This is a genomic window from Marinococcus sp. PL1-022, from assembly GCF_033845285.1.
Lineage (GTDB): Bacteria > Bacillota > Bacilli > Bacillales > Marinococcaceae > Marinococcus.
The window spans coordinates 1,070,588-1,085,292 of record NZ_JAWXCX010000001.1 but is presented as its reverse complement, the minus strand read 5'-3'; the positions used below and the strand labels follow the sequence as shown (position 1 = coordinate 1,085,292).

Annotated in this window: 15 protein-coding genes; 2 read left to right on the top strand and 13 right to left on the bottom strand. The window is 52.1% G+C overall.

Annotated elements, in window-relative coordinates:
* Positions 1 to 18: 18 nt before the first annotated feature.
* A complete protein-coding gene (locus SIC45_RS05505; RefSeq protein WP_298784263.1) occupies positions 19 to 387 on the bottom strand; it encodes an Asp23/Gls24 family envelope stress response protein in 369 nt (122 codons plus the stop codon).
* A gap of 212 nt (positions 388 to 599) precedes the next feature.
* On the opposite strand from SIC45_RS05505, the gene rpmB reads away from it, so the two are divergent.
* Complete coding sequence (rpmB, locus tag SIC45_RS05500; protein ID WP_022792731.1) at positions 600 to 788, top strand: 50S ribosomal protein L28; 189 nt, start codon at positions 600 to 602, stop codon at positions 786 to 788.
* Between the two features lie 63 nt (positions 789 to 851).
* Here rpmB and rpe read toward each other — a convergent pair whose 3' ends face one another.
* From rpe to remA, 12 genes are all read right to left on the bottom strand, one after another.
* Entirely contained in the window at positions 852 to 1,496 is a 645-nt protein-coding gene (gene rpe / locus SIC45_RS05495) for a ribulose-phosphate 3-epimerase (protein WP_298784258.1), read from the bottom strand.
* Positions 1,497 to 1,498: 2 nt separating this feature from the next.
* Positions 1,499 to 2,380 (bottom strand): ribosome small subunit-dependent GTPase A, encoded by an 882-nt coding sequence (gene rsgA / locus SIC45_RS05490; RefSeq protein ID WP_319631350.1) that lies wholly within the window; start codon positions 2,378 to 2,380, stop codon positions 1,499 to 1,501.
* Positions 2,359 to 3,567: a Stk1 family PASTA domain-containing Ser/Thr kinase gene (gene pknB / locus SIC45_RS05485; RefSeq protein ID WP_319631349.1), complete on the bottom strand. Its 1,209-nt coding sequence runs from the start codon at positions 3,565 to 3,567 to the stop codon at positions 2,359 to 2,361. The genes rsgA and pknB overlap by 22 nt, the downstream gene beginning before the upstream one ends.
* On the bottom strand, positions 3,555 to 4,295 hold the full coding sequence (locus SIC45_RS05480; protein ID WP_319632932.1) for a Stp1/IreP family PP2C-type Ser/Thr phosphatase: 741 nt from the start codon (positions 4,293 to 4,295) through the stop codon (positions 3,555 to 3,557). The genes pknB and SIC45_RS05480 overlap by 13 nt, the downstream gene beginning before the upstream one ends.
* Positions 4,296 to 4,300: 5 nt before the next feature.
* The gene (gene rlmN, locus SIC45_RS05475; RefSeq protein ID WP_319631348.1) at positions 4,301 to 5,398 is read right to left on the bottom strand and encodes a 23S rRNA (adenine(2503)-C(2))-methyltransferase RlmN; all 1,098 of its coding nucleotides are present in this window, start codon (positions 5,396 to 5,398) and stop codon (positions 4,301 to 4,303) included.
* A 20-nt stretch (positions 5,399 to 5,418) separates the two neighbouring features.
* Positions 5,419 to 6,783 carry a 16S rRNA (cytosine(967)-C(5))-methyltransferase RsmB gene (rsmB, locus tag SIC45_RS05470; RefSeq protein WP_319631347.1) on the bottom strand — a complete coding sequence of 455 codons (1,365 nt, stop codon included), beginning with the start codon at positions 6,781 to 6,783 and terminating at the stop codon, positions 5,419 to 5,421.
* Positions 6,776 to 7,714: a methionyl-tRNA formyltransferase gene (gene fmt / locus SIC45_RS05465; RefSeq protein ID WP_319631346.1), complete on the bottom strand. Its 939-nt coding sequence runs from the start codon at positions 7,712 to 7,714 to the stop codon at positions 6,776 to 6,778. The genes rsmB and fmt overlap by 8 nt, the downstream gene beginning before the upstream one ends.
* Before the next feature lie 72 nt (positions 7,715 to 7,786).
* Positions 7,787 to 10,195, bottom strand: coding sequence for a primosomal protein N' (priA, locus tag SIC45_RS05460; protein ID WP_319631345.1), 2,409 nt, complete (start codon positions 10,193 to 10,195; stop codon positions 7,787 to 7,789).
* 2 nt (positions 10,196 to 10,197) lie between these two features.
* On the bottom strand, positions 10,198 to 11,394 hold the full coding sequence (gene coaBC, locus SIC45_RS05455) for a bifunctional phosphopantothenoylcysteine decarboxylase/phosphopantothenate--cysteine ligase CoaBC (protein ID WP_298784241.1): 1,197 nt from the start codon (positions 11,392 to 11,394) through the stop codon (positions 10,198 to 10,200).
* 98 nt (positions 11,395 to 11,492) lie between these two features.
* Positions 11,493 to 11,747: a DNA-directed RNA polymerase subunit omega gene (rpoZ, locus tag SIC45_RS05450; protein ID WP_319631344.1), complete on the bottom strand. Its 255-nt coding sequence runs from the start codon at positions 11,745 to 11,747 to the stop codon at positions 11,493 to 11,495.
* Positions 11,747 to 12,361, bottom strand: a complete 615-nt coding sequence (gene gmk, locus SIC45_RS05445; protein WP_298784239.1) for a guanylate kinase — start codon at positions 12,359 to 12,361, stop codon at positions 11,747 to 11,749. Before gmk ends, rpoZ begins: the two co-directional genes overlap by 1 nt.
* Before the next feature lie 26 nt (positions 12,362 to 12,387).
* Positions 12,388 to 12,651 (bottom strand): extracellular matrix/biofilm regulator RemA, encoded by a 264-nt coding sequence (remA, locus tag SIC45_RS05440; protein WP_022792719.1) that lies wholly within the window; start codon positions 12,649 to 12,651, stop codon positions 12,388 to 12,390.
* A gap of 314 nt (positions 12,652 to 12,965) precedes the next feature.
* Here remA and SIC45_RS05435 point away from each other — a divergent pair, with 314 nt between their 5' ends.
* Positions 12,966 to 14,702: an NFACT family protein gene (locus tag SIC45_RS05435; protein WP_319631343.1), complete on the top strand. Its 1,737-nt coding sequence runs from the start codon at positions 12,966 to 12,968 to the stop codon at positions 14,700 to 14,702.
* Positions 14,703 to 14,705 lie beyond the last annotated feature (3 nt).

Here is a 14,705-nt window from a genome sequence, read left to right as displayed (position 1 = left end):
TCCTTCATCCGTCTCTTCCTATGGTAAGGCTGATTCAATCTGGACACCCTGTACATATACATTCACAGCAGCCACATCCAGCCCAAGCATTTTATGCAGCTGGTACTTTACTTTCCGCTGCACATTATGAGCCACTTCAGAAATTTTCGTACCATAGCTTACGATAATATACATATCAATATAGATAAGATCGTTCTCTTCCCGAACAACTACTCCCCTGGAATAATTTTCTCTTCGCAGCAGTTCCGACAAATTGTCCTTAAAATGTTTTCTGGACGCCATGCCTACGATGCCGTAGCAGTCCATGGCTGCCGCTCCCACAGCAGTGGCAAGCACTTCGAGTGTGATATCGATGGTTCCGTTTGACGAATATATTTCGAAGCTCATGTCTCGTTTCCTTCCTTTCCAGACGCCCGCAATCCCCGGACAATCCAGCTTCTTTTCAAAGTAAACTCTGCCATTATCACTATAACCACGTTTGCCTTAAAAGAAAAGCATAATTGTATTTTTGGTGAATCAACATTGCGTGTGTACAGGCTCTGTGCTAATATATTTGAGTATGGGTAATTTTGTTTGATATTAATAAGGAGGTGCCGCATATGTCCCGCAAGTGCTATGTAACAGGGAAAGGCCCTAAAGCTGGAAATAACCGTTCTCACGCCAACAATGCAACGAAACGCCGTTGGGGAGCTAACGTGCAAAAAGTCCGTATTCTTGTAAACGGTAAGCCAAAACGCGTATACGTTTCCGCGAGAGCATTAAAATCCGGTAAAGTCACACGCGTATAAAGCAAAAAGCGGCTAAAGCGCCGCTTTTTTTATAGGTTTTTTCAGTTTACATAATAATATTATTTACTGTTTTAATTCTTTGATCGCCTTTGCTTTATCCTCCTGCCTGAATAGAGCCGAGCCCGACACAAGCACATTTGCTCCGGCTTCAAGACAATCTTTCGCTGTTTCCCGGGTGACTCCGCCATCCACTTCAATCTCGAGCTCCGGATTAACGACATCCGCCGCCTTTTTCACTGCCCTGATTTTGTCGAGTACGTTTGGAATAAACGCCTGGCCGCCAAAGCCCGGATTCACAGTCATTAAAAGCACAAGATCCACATCCGGCAAAATATGGGTGACCATTTCCACCGGTGTTGCCGGGTTTAACACTACACCGGCCCGGCAGCCGGCTTCTTTAATCTGCTGGATTGTACGGTGCACGTGGGGGCATGCTTCCACATGCACCGAAATGATGTCGGCCCCCGCCCGGGCAAAATCTGCAATATAGCGTTCCGGTTTTTCAATCATTAAATGCACGTCAAACGGTTTATCACTGTACGGGCGAATTGCTTCGATAACCGGAAGCCCGAACGTGATGTTCGGAACGAAGTGGCCGTCCATGACATCGATATGTATGTAATCCGCCCCGGCTTCGTCAATTTCCTTCACCGCCCGGCCCAAGTCCGCAAAATCAGCTGACAGGATAGAAGGCGCTATTTTTATCATCATTAATACCTCCTCGGAGTGGATGAAATTTCTTCGTGGAACTGTTTATAATGCTCGTAGCGATGGGACGGAATACGTCCTTCTTCCACGTCTAGCCGTATGGCGCAGCCCGGCTCCTGCCTGTGGGAGCAACCGCGGAACTTGCAGTCAGGCATTCTTGCCCGCATTTCCGGAAAACAGATATCAAGATCTTCAGCTGTGATTGAGCCAAAATCAAGCGAGCTGAATCCTGGCGTATCTGCCACCCATCCGTCATTCACCCGCAGAAACTCCACATGCCTTGTCGTATGCTTTCCACGCCCGAGCGCTCCGGAAATGTTCGCTGTCTCAAGATCAAGGTCAGGCGCTACCGCGTTCAACAGCGAGGATTTCCCCACTCCCGACTGCCCGGACAATAGAGAATACTTCTCTGGGAAATAAGCGGCTGCCTCCTCGAGGCCTTCGCCTGTTTTCGTCGAGTAAAAGTGAAACGGATACCCGATATGCTCATAATCCTTCTGAATAACCCGCAGCGTCTCTTTTTTTGCCTCGTCTGCTTTATCCCATTTACTCACCAAAATCACCGGCTGAATTTCTTCGTTTTCCACGTGCACAAGAAAACGGTCGAGCAGCCAGGTGGAAAAATCGGGCTCGACAGCGGAAAATATAAGCAGCGCCTGGTCAATATTTGCGACCGGCGGGCGCACCAGTTCATTACTGCGTTCTTTAATTTCGAGTACGTATCCGTCTGTATGATTTTCTGCTTCAAACCGTACAAAATCACCTACAAGCGGTTTGATTTTCTGTTTGCGGAACAGTCCGCGGCCCCGGCACTGGAAATACCCTTCTTCACTATCTACATAGTAGAAACCGCTGACTGCTTTTACAATTCGACCTGTCGCCATACCTTCGCCCCTTCTTGTAATACTTGAACCGGCTCTGCATCAGCCACGTTCCACCCTGTTGTCTGCACTAAGGGAAATACTTTCACAGCACCGCTTACCACAAACATCTCTGGAAGCAGCCAGTAGAAAAAGGCTGCTCCTGAAAATACGAGTATACAGGCCACAACATACGGCCATTTTTTCGTTTTTTCCGACTGCCGGTCCACTGTCGTTTCCGGGCCGGGAGCACTCTGATCCTCTTTTTGAACAGCCGGCGCTGCTACCATCGTATCCTCTTCAGCCGCCTGGGGATCCGCCCATTCCCGATCATGGGCATTGGCATAACCGTTCTGGATGAAATAAGGGCGTTCGCTTCTTCTCTCGTCCGACAGCGCAGAACGGATATCCTCATACATTTCTTCGGCGCTCGCGTAACGGTCATCCGGGCTTTTCGCCGCAGCTTTTAAAATAACGTTCGACAGACTCTGCGGCAGGCCCTGCCGGAGCTGTGCAGGATCCGGAAGCGGCTCCTGGATATGTTTTAAAGCAATACTCACGGCGGATTCTGCATTGTAGGGAACCATCCCGGTTACCATTTCAAACAGAACGACACCGGCTGCATAGATGTCCGAGCGCGCACTTACCATGCCGCCTCTGGCCTGCTCCGGCGAAATATAATGCACGGACCCCATCATCGTATTAGTCTGCGTGATCGTAGAAGCAGACGCAGCACGGGCAATACCAAAATCAGCTACTTTTATTTCCCCGCGGTCGTTAGAAAGAAGATTGTGGGGCTTAATGTCCCGGTGGATGATGCCATGGCTGTGCGCCTGCATCAATGCCTCAAGCAGCTGCTTGGTCATATGGACCGCCTGTTCAAGCGGCAGAGGCCCATGCAGACGGATCATTTCCTTCACCGTCTGGCCCTCCACGTATTCCATGACAATATAATGCAGTTCCCGTTCTTCGCCAACGTCATAAATATTGACCGTGTTTCTGTGGCCCAGAATAGTGGCTGCCCGGGATTCCCGCCGGAAACGCTGCAGAAATTCCTCATCGCCGTTAAACTGCGGCTGAAGAATTTTAATTGCCACCAGCCGTTCCAAAATCATATCCTCTCCGAGATACACGTACGCCATACCGCCGCTTCCAAGGAGGCGCTTAATATGATAACGGTCACTGATACGGCGTCCGATCAGTTGGTCCATACCTCTTCCTCCCGCAATACCACCGCAATCGTTATATTGTCTTCGCCTCCGCGGTCGTTAGCTGCCTGCACCATTGCTTCCACACCTTCACGAAGGTGTTTGTGGGAATCGAGCATCCGGGTCATGTCTTCAGAACCGAGCTTATTTGTCAGCCCGTCGGTACAAAGAAGCACGCCGTCCCCTTCGCCCCATTCATACGTGTAGATGTCAGGGGAAAGGCCGCGGTCCGTGCCGAGTGCTTTCGTTAATATATTTTTCTGCGGATGCGACTCCGCTTCGAGTGCTGAAATCTGTCCCTTGTTATACAGCTCCTGTACAAGGGAGTGGTCTTCACTCTGCTGCTGAACAGTACGGTCCGTCCAGATGTAGCTGCGGCTGTCGCCGATATTTCCGGTCACGGTAAACGACGGATGGCAGATAGCTGCGACAAGGGTCGTTCCCATTCCCGCATGCTCCGGATAATGATCGGCGTGGCGGATGATGGCTTCATTTGCTTTCATCATGTTGTCAGTCAGCCACTCGGACGCCTGTTCAATGGAATCAACAGACGGGTTTTCCTCCCATGCATCCTTTAACGTCTGATAGGCCATGGCACTTGCCACATCCCCGGCCGAGTGACCGCCCATTCCATCGGCTACGACAGCTAAAACAATGCCGGAAGCATGCGTGACAATGCCTCCGGTATCTTCATTATGGGGACGGATTTTCCCCCGGTCTGTTAAGAACATATGGTTCACTGGGAATTAGCCTCCGTTTCTTCCTTCCGCTGGTTGGCACGCAGCTGTCCACAGGCTGCATCGATATCGTGCCCCTGCTCACGCCGGATCGTTACGTTCACCCCGCGGTCTTTTAATGCCTTTTCAAACGCGAAAATGTCATTTCTTGTGGTACGCACGTAATTTCTTTCCGGAACGTCGTTCACAGGGATCAGATTGACGTGGCATTTCAAATCACCGATCAGGTCAGCGAGTTCGTCTGCATCCTCTTTCTGGTCGTTTACCTGGCCGAACAATCCGTACTCAAACGTCACTCTCCGGTTCGTTTTCTTCTGATAGTAGCGGATCGAATCCATCAGCTCAGAGACGTCCCATGCGCGGTTGATCGGCATCAGACGGCTGCGGGTTTCTGTGTTCGCTGCGTGAAGGGATACTGCGAAATTGATCTGCATGTTTTCGTTGGCAAAATCATAAATGCGCGGCACGACCCCGCTGGTGGAAACGGTAATGTGACGTGCACCGATGTTTAAACCATCGTTATGATTGACTACGCGCAGAAAGTTCATCAGACCGTCGTAGTTATCGAACGGCTCGCCGATTCCCATTACAACGATCGAACTGACACGTTCGTCTCTTTCGTCAAGCAGACGCTGGGATTCAAGAACCTGGGCGGTAATTTCGCCGCCTTCGAGGTTTCTTTTCAGGCCGCCGAGTGTGGAAGCACAGAAGGTGCAGCCGAGCCGGCAGCCTACCTGGGTGGTTACACAGACGCTGTAGCCGTAATCATGCTTCATCAGTACGGTTTCGATCGTATAGCCGTCCTGCAGCTCAAACAAAATCTTAATCGTGCCGTCCTGGGACTGCTGATGGATGACCTCTTTTAACGTCGTCAGTGTAAATGTGCTTTCGAGCTTTTCGCGAAGCGTTTTCGGGATGTTGGTCATTTCCTCAAAGGAGGTTAAGCGCTTTTGATACATCCATTCAAACAGCTGCTTCGCCCGGAATGCCGGCTCCCCGTTTTCTTTTAACCATTGTTCAAGTTCCTCGTATTTCAAGCTGTACATGGAGGGGCTGTCCGTTTGCGGGGCAGGCGCCTCCTTTTTTAAAATCTGCATGCTTATGCTCCTTCCGTTTCTTACTGATTATTTTTTACCGCCGCAGCAATGAAAAATCCGTCTGTGCCGTATTCATAGGGAAGAATCGTGCACCATCCGTAGTCGCTGGAAAAATGCTCTATTTCTGAAATGTTTAGTTTGTCGGTCAGTTCATGGTCTGGCGTAAGTTCTGGATGCCGGTGCAAAAATGCTTCCCACACCTGTTCGTTCTCTTCTGGACGAATGGTACATGTGCTGTACACAATCCTTCCATTAAATCGTAACATACTTACAGCTTCATTCAATATTTCCTGCTGTATCTCCGGCAGGCGTTCAAAATCCTCTGCTTTTTTGGCCCATTTCTGCTCGGGCTTTTTCCGGATAACGCCAAGTCCGCTGCACGGAGCATCGACGAGCACCCGGTCAAATGTACGCGCCGGAAAAGTCGTTGTCAATTGACGTGCATCCCCGGCGGCAGTTGCGATATTTTCAAGCTGCAGCCTTGCCGCCTGCTCTTCAATCTGGTTTAGCTTTTTTGCACTCAGGTCATGGGCGGTCACGCTTCCGCCCGGTCCGGTACGCTCAGCCAGGTCCGTTGATTTTCCGCCCGGGGCGGCGCAGGCGTCGAGAATATCCATGCTTTCTTCAACCTTCAGTGCTTCGCCGGCCTTCATGGAGCTTTCGTCCTGCACCGTTATATAGCCGTTCTGATACGCTTCGGTGACGAGAACATTTCCTTTTTCTACAATTAATGCTTTCTCCGCAATAGCCCCGCGGGTTGTCTGAATGCCTTCCTGCTCAAGCATTTCCTGCACGTCTTCGAGTTCAGCCTCCGGGGAGACCCGCACGCTCGTTTTTGGCGTGACATTGTTTGCTTCGGCAATACGGAGGGCTGTTTCTTCTCCGTAGGCGTTCTGCCACTCCTTCAGCATCCATGCCGGATGGCTGTAATCGACGGCCAACCGTTCCTCTGCATTTTTGATTGCAGAGGTGTCGGGAAATCCTTTGCGCTGAAGGGAGCGGAGCACCCCGTTCACAAAACCGCTCACCCCTTTGTTTCCCCGCTGCTTAGCGATTTTCACCGCCTCATCCACAACGGCGTGGTCCGGCACCCGGTCAAGATAGCGCATCTGATACACACTCATGCGCAAAAGCACGCGTACCCAGGCGTCAAGCTTCGTTAGCGGTTTGTTCACAAAAACCCCGAGCACGTAGTCGAGGGTGTTCTGGCGGCGCAGGGTGCCGTAAACAATTTCGGTCAGCAGGCCGGCATCCTCCCTCGACCATGCTTTCCCGGCGAGCTCGTGATAGAGCAGCAGGTGGCTGAAGGCCTGGCCGGTCTCCACCCGCTCGAGCAGGGCAGCAGCTGTATAACGGAGGGAATAGGAAGGCTCCGTTTTATTCATTAAAACTCTCTCCTTTGGACCAGCCGTGGCTGCCACGCAAAAATTCGGCCGTTTTCATCCGTTTTTTTCCGGCCGGCTGAATCTCCCACAGCCGGACCGCCGTGCCGTCACCGGCTGCCACATCAATGTAGTCATCCGCGATAGCGGTAATGGTTCCCCCGTAAGCACTGACGGACGCGTCAATCCATTCAGCCCGCCACAGCTTGATCGACTTTCCCTCTTTCTCTGTATAGGCCACCGGCCACGGGTTCATTCCGCGGATCTGGTTATAAATCGAGCGGCCGCTCTGCTTCCAGTCGATTCTTTCCTGACCGCGCTGGATATTTGACGCAAACGTTACTTCATCTTCATGCTGCGGAGTCCGTTCCGCCGTCCCGTCAATAACCGCGGGCAGCGTGTCGATCAAAAGATCTGCTCCGACGGCACTCAGCTTGTCATGCACATCCCCGACCGTATCCTCCCATTCAATCGTCACTTCCTGCTGACGGATGATGTCGCCGGCATCAAGCTTCGACACCATATCCATGATCGTGACGCCTGTTTTTTCCCGGCCGTCGATGACCGCCTGGTGAATCGGGGCGCCTCCGCGGTATTCAGGAAGCAGGGAAGCGTGCACATTCACCGCTGCAATGGACGGAGCTTCAAGAAGCTTCTTCGGCAGAATCTGGCCGAAGGCCGCTGTAATAATTAAATCCGGCTTCTCTGCCAGCACTTCGTTTAATGAAGCTTCGTTTTTCAGCTTCTCCGGCTGCAGTACAGGAAGCTTCCACGCTTCTGCTTCTGCTTTGACCGGCGGCGGGGTCAGCTCTTTTTTTCTTCCTTTCGGGCGGTCCGGCTGAGTGACCACCGCAGTTACCGGATAGCCCTCTTCAAGCAGACGCCGCAGGATTGGGACCGAAAAGTCCGGCGTTCCCATAAATAAAATGTTCATATTTATCCCTCTTTTCACAATACACAGCCCCGTGCGTCGGTCACTATCGAAGCAGCGGGGCTGGCGTTTACCTTATAGAAACAACTGCGGGTACATATCAATCGTAATAAACAGCTTATCCTGAGCTGTCTCTTTTTGATAATGTACAGCAATATCATTCAGGATTTTCGTTAATTCAGGCTCATCCCTGTATTTTATCATGCATTGGTACCGATATCTATCCTTGATCCTTGCGATCGGAGAAACGGTCGGCCCGAGAATTTTTGCCTGCGGCGACAATTCCTCCCGCAGCCGGCTCGTCACTTTTTCCGCCGTCTTTAACGCTACCCCGATCTCTTCGTGAGAGACGTTGACCATCGTTAAATAGTAGTACGGCGGATAGCCGCCCCGCTTGCGCTGGCCCATTTCATGCCGGCTGAACGACGGGTAGTCGTGATTTTTAGCAAACTGGATGCTGTAATGATCAGGGCTGTAGGATTGAATCACGACTTCACCCTGCAGCTTGTCCCGGCCGGCCCGGCCGCTCACCTGGGTAAGCAGCTGAAAGGTCCGCTCCGGCGCCCGGAAATCAGGCAGATGCAACATAGTGTCTGCGGCAAGCACACCGACCAGTGTGATCATTGGGAAATCCAGTCCTTTGGCAATCATCTGGGTACCGAGCAGAATGTCCGCCTCTCCGTTTCCGAACCGGCGAAGCATTTGCTCGTGGGATCCTTTTTTCGTCGTCGTATCCATATCCATACGGATAATCCGCGCCTCCGGCAGCACCTTCGTCAGCTCTTCCTCCACCTTCTGGGTGCCTGTACCGAAATAGCGGATCTGTTCGCTTTCACAGGACGGACAAGTCGAAGGCATCGCTTCTTCATAGCCGCAGTAGTGACACTTCAGCTGGTGCTTTGTCTGATGGTATGTGAGCGTAATTTCACAGTGCGGGCATTCGGCAGTATAGCCGCATGAACGGCACATCACAAACGAAGAGTAGCCGCGCCGGTTTAAAAACAGAATGCTCTGCTCTCCTTTTTCCAGACGATCCTTCAGCTTTTCAAGCAGCGTTTCGGAAAATACCGACCGGTTGCCCTTATGAAGCTCGTCTCGCATATCCACCACATCGATGGCAGGCAGCTGTTTCTGATTGATTCTCTCCGGCATTTCAAGCAGCTGATAAACTTCCCGGCCGGCACGGGCGTAAGACTCCAGCGACGGCGTGGCGCTCCCCAATACGACCGGAGCTCCGTGATACCTGCCTCTCCAGATCGCTACCTCGCGGGCATGGTACCGGGGGTGGTCCTCCTGCTTGTAGCTGCCTTCATGCTCTTCATCAATGATAATCAGGCCGACATTTTTGAAGGGGGCAAAAATCGCCGACCGCGCTCCGACCGCTACTTTCGCGTCTCCGGCATGCACCCTGCGCCATTCGTCATAACGCTCGCCTCTTGAAAGAGCGCTGTGCATCACCGCCACCTGGTCACCAAACCGCCCTTTAAAGCGTTCAACCATTTGGGGGGTGAGCGAAATTTCCGGCACGAGCACAATCGCCTCCCGCCCCTGCTGCAGCACACGGTCTATGGCCTGCAGGTACACTTCTGTCTTTCCGCTTCCGGTGACCCCGTGCAGCAAAAACGTATGGTGCTGCTGCCGGGACGCTTTTTCCGTAATCGGGGCAAGCGCCTGCTGCTGATCATGTGTCAGCTCCTGCGGGGGGGTAGTCTCAAATAAGCGGTCTTCGAACGGGTCCCGGTATGATTCCTGATCCCGTTCCATTAGGATATTTTTTTCCACAAGGCCCTGAATGACGGCCCGGCTCGCCGTCTGCTCGTGCAGCAGCTGTGCAGCAGGCACAGCTGCCTCTTCGTCCCCAATCGAAAGAAACCAGTCATACAGCTCGAGCTGCTTTTTCGCTTTCGCGGTAAGCGAAGCCGCATGCGCCCGGTGCTCCGGATGAAGCCGCAGCATCCGCCTGGTCTGCTTTTTCGTCTGGTCCTTCACCTGGTAGTCGATCCGGATCTGTTCATGCCGGACAGCTTCCTGCACGTGCTGCATCACAGCTTTTTCGTCCGGGAGGTCCTTCCAGTCGACTGTTGTCTGCTTCTGAAACACCGCCTGCAGCACAGGCGGCAGAGTTTCCACAGATACGAGCCGCTCAATTTTCTTTTTTGGCTTTGCCCGGATAGCCGCCGGGATCATCGACTGGTAGGCGGTGATTAAAAAGCATACCGTTTCCACGGCGAGGTATTCTCCTAGCTCAAGCAGCTCCTGGGTGAGCACCGGATGGGGATCAAGCACATCCGTGATCGGCTTCACCCGGGCAAGCTCTGTTTTTTCTTCGATCCGCCAGATAAACCCCTGAATTTTCCGGGCGCCAAATGGCACCGTCACTCTCGACCCGGGGCGCGCGAGCATTTCGAGAGATGCCGGGATCTCATAATCAAATGCCCGGTTCGTCTGGCCGGTCGCTATATCAACAATAACTTTGGCGTACATAGTTACGCGTCTCCTATTCGTTTCTGCAGCCAGGCCATAATTTCTGCCGCCGCCTCATGCTTCGACTGGGCAGGAAAAGAAACGGCTCCGTTTTCATCCACGAAGGTGATTGTATTTTCATCGGCACGGAAGCCGGAGGCCGCTTTGCCGATTTCATTGGCTACAATTAAATCGGCGTTTTTACGCTGCCGCTTGCTTTCTGCGTATTCCACGAGGTGTTCCGATTCTGCAGCGAAGCCAATCAAAAGCTGATGCTTCTTTTTTTCTCCGAGCTCCTGGAGAATATCCGGTGTTTTCACCATCGGTATCTCAAGGCTGTCGCCCTTTTTCTTCTGCTTCTTTTCATAAACGGTCTCGGGCCGGTAATCAGATACAGCGGCAGCTTTAATAACCACATCCGACGTATCGTAATGGGTCAGCACGGCTTCGCGCATATCCTCCACGCTTTCCACGTCGATTCTTGTCTGGACGCCGCCGGGGGTGGAGAGCGTCACCGGCCCCGCCACCAGCGTCACCTCTGCTCCCCGCCGGGCTGCTTCCTCTGCAATCGCAAAACCCATTTTTCCGCTCGACGGGTTGGTAACGACCCGGAACGGATCAATATGCTCATGCGTTGGGCCAGCTGTGACAAGCACCCGTTTGCCTGCAAGCGGAGTGCCCACATCCTCGGCATCCTGCACAAACTGCATAATATCCTCGGGCTCTGCCATCCGGCCTTTGCCGATCCAGCCGCAGGCAAGATAGCCCTCCCCGGGTTCAATGAACCGGTAGCCGTCCTGCTTTAATGTTTCCTTGTTGCGCTGAAAGCTAGGATGATTATACATGTTGACGTTCATCGCCGGTGCGACATAGACGTTGGCAAGCGTCGCCATCATTGTAGTCGTGAGCATATCGTCTGCCAACCCGTTCGCAAGCTTTCCAAGCGTGTTGGCTGACGCAGGAGCTACAATAAACACATCCGCCCAGTCTGCCACATCAATATGGGAAACAACCGAAGGGTCGGCTTCTGCAAACGTATCGTCATACACTCTTGAGCGGGTCAGCGCCTGAAATGTAAGCGGAGTGATAAACTCTTTCGCTTCCGGAGTCATAATAATACGCAGCTCTGCCCCTGCCTGGTACAGCCTGCTTGCAAGAGCCGCGGCTTTAAAGGCAGCTATTCCTCCTGTAACACCAAGTACAATTTTTTTTCCCTTCACAGCTTTGTCCTCCTTTTACAGGCACTTCCAGGCTAAAAAAAGCAACCTACGTAATGCCATAGGTTGCTTCTTCATATCTGGTGCCCGTTCATTTTCCGTTATTCTTCGTAGTCATGTTCTTTGTAGTCACCCTGGCGGTAGCTGAGCACGCCGGCCTGGATTTCTTCGAGAGCAATGCCTACTGCCTTCACGGATTTTGCATTGTCGATCATCGGAAGTGCTCCGTCGATTTCTTCGAGATCTCTCGCGCGCCGTGCCGATACGGATACCAGCGTATATTTGGAATTGATATGACCGAGCAGCTGGTCAATGGACGGATACAGCATTCCTTCGTCGTTTCTGTTTGAAGCCATTATTCCACCTCCGCTAATTCTTTATATTTTTCAATCAGGCGTTCCTGCTTACAGTGTTCTGCAGTGACAATAGAGCGGATGCGCGAGACCGCTTTTTCAATCTCATCGTTCTCCACTACATAATCATACATCTGCATCATGTCAATTTCATTTTTGGCCACCGTCATCCGTTTGTCAATCAACTCGGATGTTTCCGTGCCGCGTCCGACAATCCTGCTGCGGAGCTCGGCGAGGCTCGGAGGCATTAAGAAAATAAATGTTCCTTCCGGATAACGCTCCTTCACCTTTTCTGCGCCCTGCACTTCAATCTCGAGAATAATATCCTTGCCGCGGTCGATGGTTTCCTCGACGTAATCAAGCGGAGTCCCATAGTAGTTGTCTACATACTGCGCCCACTCAAGCAGCCGTCCTTCCTCAATCATTTTTTCAAACTCTTCCTTCGAATGAAAGAAATAATTTACACCGTGCTCCTCTCCCGGACGGGGAGCCCGTGTGGTGGCGGAAACGGAATACTCGATGTTGGTATCCTCTTCACGCAGCGCTTTGCACACTGTACCCTTCCCTACACCGGCCGGGCCGGAAAGAACAATCAATAACCCTTTATCATCTTTCATAGGTTGACACGCCTCATTTCACAATCTTATTCGTCCGATGAATCATCGTCTTTTGTATGCAGCCGCTGGGCGACTGTTTCCGGCTGAACTGCAGAAAGAACCACATGGTCGCTGTCTGCAATGATAACCGCTCTCGTCCTTCTGCCGTAGGTGGCATCGATCAGCATGTTCCGGTCTCTTGCTTCCTGAATAATCCGTTTGATTGGTGCTGATTCCGGGCTGACAATAGAAATAATCCGGTTTGCCGACACAATATTTCCAAATCCAATGTTGATTAGCTTAATGCTCAAAACTACCCCTCCTGGTCGGACCATCCCTCTAGCTGCTGCCTGAAAAAATGGTTCATGTATGTTTCTTCTGCGATTTTTGACGAGTTGTTCTCCTGCTTCAGTATAGCATGATTATTTCAAGCGTCACAAACGATGCTTCGCAGCGAGGCCCGAACATTATGTACCTCTATATTGTAAACAATATCTTTCCGGCCCACAACCAAAGTTTATTCAGCAAACAAGACGGCGTGCTTTACATTATGCTATAATCCACCGTACAGAACGCAAGCAGCAGAAGGTTTTCTCCTGCTTGCACGAGTAAAGGATGATCGAACGTGAGCTTTGACGGAATCATGACCCAGGCCGTTGTCCAGGAGGTCCAGCAGACGCTCCAAAGCGGCCGGATTACAAAAATACACCAGCCCTACAAAACCGACCTCGTCATTACAGTGCGGGCAAACCGCAAAAACCACCAGCTGCTGCTGTCGGTGAACCCTTCCCTGTCGAGAATGCATCTGACAGACGAAAAATACCAGAATCCTCCGGAGCCCTCCATGTTCTGCATGCTGCTGCGCAAGCACCTCGAAGGCGGATTCGTACGGGAGGTGTCGCAGCAGGGACTCGAGCGGATCGTTTCGCTGCGCATTGAAAACAAGGATGAAATCGGCGATCTTACGGAACGGACACTGGTGATGGAAATCATGGGCAAGCATAGTAACGTCGTGCTCCTTAATGAGGACCGCACGCACATCCTGGACAGCATGAAGCATATTTCTCCGGCCCAGAATACGGTCCGTACGATTCTTCCCGGCCAGACGTATATTGAACCACCCTCCCAGCATAAGGCGAACCCCCTCGAGGCCGAAGCCGGCGATGTGCTGAGAGCACTGGACGCCAATCAGGGCAAGCTCGACCGCCAGCTGATGCAGGCATTTGAAGGAATTTCTCCCCAGAGTGCCAAAGAGACCGCGCACCGGGCCGGTCTTGGTTCGCTGCAAAAGCTCGCCGATACGTTTACCGAGCTCATGAGCGACGTAAAAATTGGAAATTTCCAGCCGCAGATTGTGACCACCGAGGCGAGCAAGGAATATTACAGTGCCATTGACCTCACTCATGTAGATGGTACGAAAGAAACCTTTGACTCGGTGAGCGCTATGCTCGACCGCTATCATAACGGCAAAGCCGAACGTGACCGCGTCCACCAGCAGGCTCATGACCTCGAACGGTTTCTCCAGAACGAACGTGAAAAAAATGAGCGCAAGCTGAAAAAACTGCGCCAGACGATTACGCAGGCTGAAAACCGCCTCGTCTACCAGAAATACGGAGAGCTGTTAACCGCGCACATGCACCAGCTCCGCGGTGGTGAAAACGAAATAGAAGTAACGGATTATTACGATCCCGAAGGCGGCACGCTTACCATTGAGCTTGAGCCTGAACTGTCACCATCAGATAATGCCCAGCGTTATTTTAAACGGTATAATAAAGCCAAAACCTCGCTCTCCGAGGCCAAAAAACAGATTAAGCTGACCCGGCGCGAAATCGATTACCTCGACCGGCTGATTCAGCAGGTCGAAACGGCGGCTCCATCTGACATTGACGACATTCGTGAAGAATTGTCGGACGGCGGTTACCTGAAAAAACGTGTGCAAAAGAAAAAGCAGAAGAAAAATACGAAACCGCAGGTGGAACAGTACGTTTCCTCCGCCGGCATCCTTCTGCTCGTAGGTAAAAACAACCGGCAGAACGAATACGTCACCAACCGGGTGGCAAATGTTGGGGACACCTGGCTGCACACTAAAGATATCCCCGGCTCCCACGTAGTGATCCGCTCCACAGACGTGGATGAGGAAACGCTAAAGGAGGCGGCTGTCCTTGCCGCCTATTTCTCCAAAGCGCGCTCCTCGTCCTCTGTGCCGGTCGACTACACTCTGATCCGTCACGTACGAAAACCAAACGGCGCCAAGCCCGGGTTTGTGACCTATGATCAGCAGTCCACCCTGTTTGTCACGCCGGAGGAAAGCCTCGTTCTCGAAATGAAAAACCGGGCCAAGGGCCAGACTGCTGCAAAATAAAAA

What these genes read in the sequence shown, in the direction of transcription:
- SIC45_RS05505 (WP_298784263.1), bottom strand. Translation starts at nt 387, where the DNA reads ATGAGCTTCGAAATATATTCGTCAAACGGAACCATCGATATCACACTC.
- rpmB (WP_022792731.1), top strand. Translation starts at nt 600, where the DNA reads ATGTCCCGCAAGTGCTATGTAACAGGGAAAGGCCCTAAAGCTGGAAAT.
- rpe (WP_298784258.1), bottom strand. Translation starts at nt 1,496, where the DNA reads ATGATAAAAATAGCGCCTTCTATCCTGTCAGCTGATTTTGCGGACTTG.
- rsgA (WP_319631350.1), bottom strand. Translation starts at nt 2,380, where the DNA reads ATGGCGACAGGTCGAATTGTAAAAGCAGTCAGCGGTTTCTACTATGTA.
- pknB (WP_319631349.1), bottom strand. Translation starts at nt 3,567, where the DNA reads ATGGACCAACTGATCGGACGCCGTATCAGTGACCGTTATCATATTAAG.
- SIC45_RS05480 (WP_319632932.1), bottom strand. Translation starts at nt 4,295, where the DNA reads ATGTTCTTAACAGACCGGGGGAAAATCCGTCCCCATAATGAAGATACC.
- rlmN (WP_319631348.1), bottom strand. Translation starts at nt 5,398, where the DNA reads ATGCAGATTTTAAAAAAGGAGGCGCCTGCCCCGCAAACGGACAGCCCC.
- rsmB (WP_319631347.1), bottom strand. Translation starts at nt 6,783, where the DNA reads ATGAATAAAACGGAGCCTTCCTATTCCCTCCGTTATACAGCTGCTGCC.
- fmt (WP_319631346.1), bottom strand. Translation starts at nt 7,714, where the DNA reads ATGAACATTTTATTTATGGGAACGCCGGACTTTTCGGTCCCAATCCTG.
- priA (WP_319631345.1), bottom strand. Translation starts at nt 10,195, where the DNA reads ATGTACGCCAAAGTTATTGTTGATATAGCGACCGGCCAGACGAACCGG.
- rpoZ (WP_319631344.1), bottom strand. Translation starts at nt 11,747, where the DNA reads ATGGCTTCAAACAGAAACGACGAAGGAATGCTGTATCCGTCCATTGAC.
- gmk (WP_298784239.1), bottom strand. Translation starts at nt 12,361, where the DNA reads ATGAAAGATGATAAAGGGTTATTGATTGTTCTTTCCGGCCCGGCCGGT.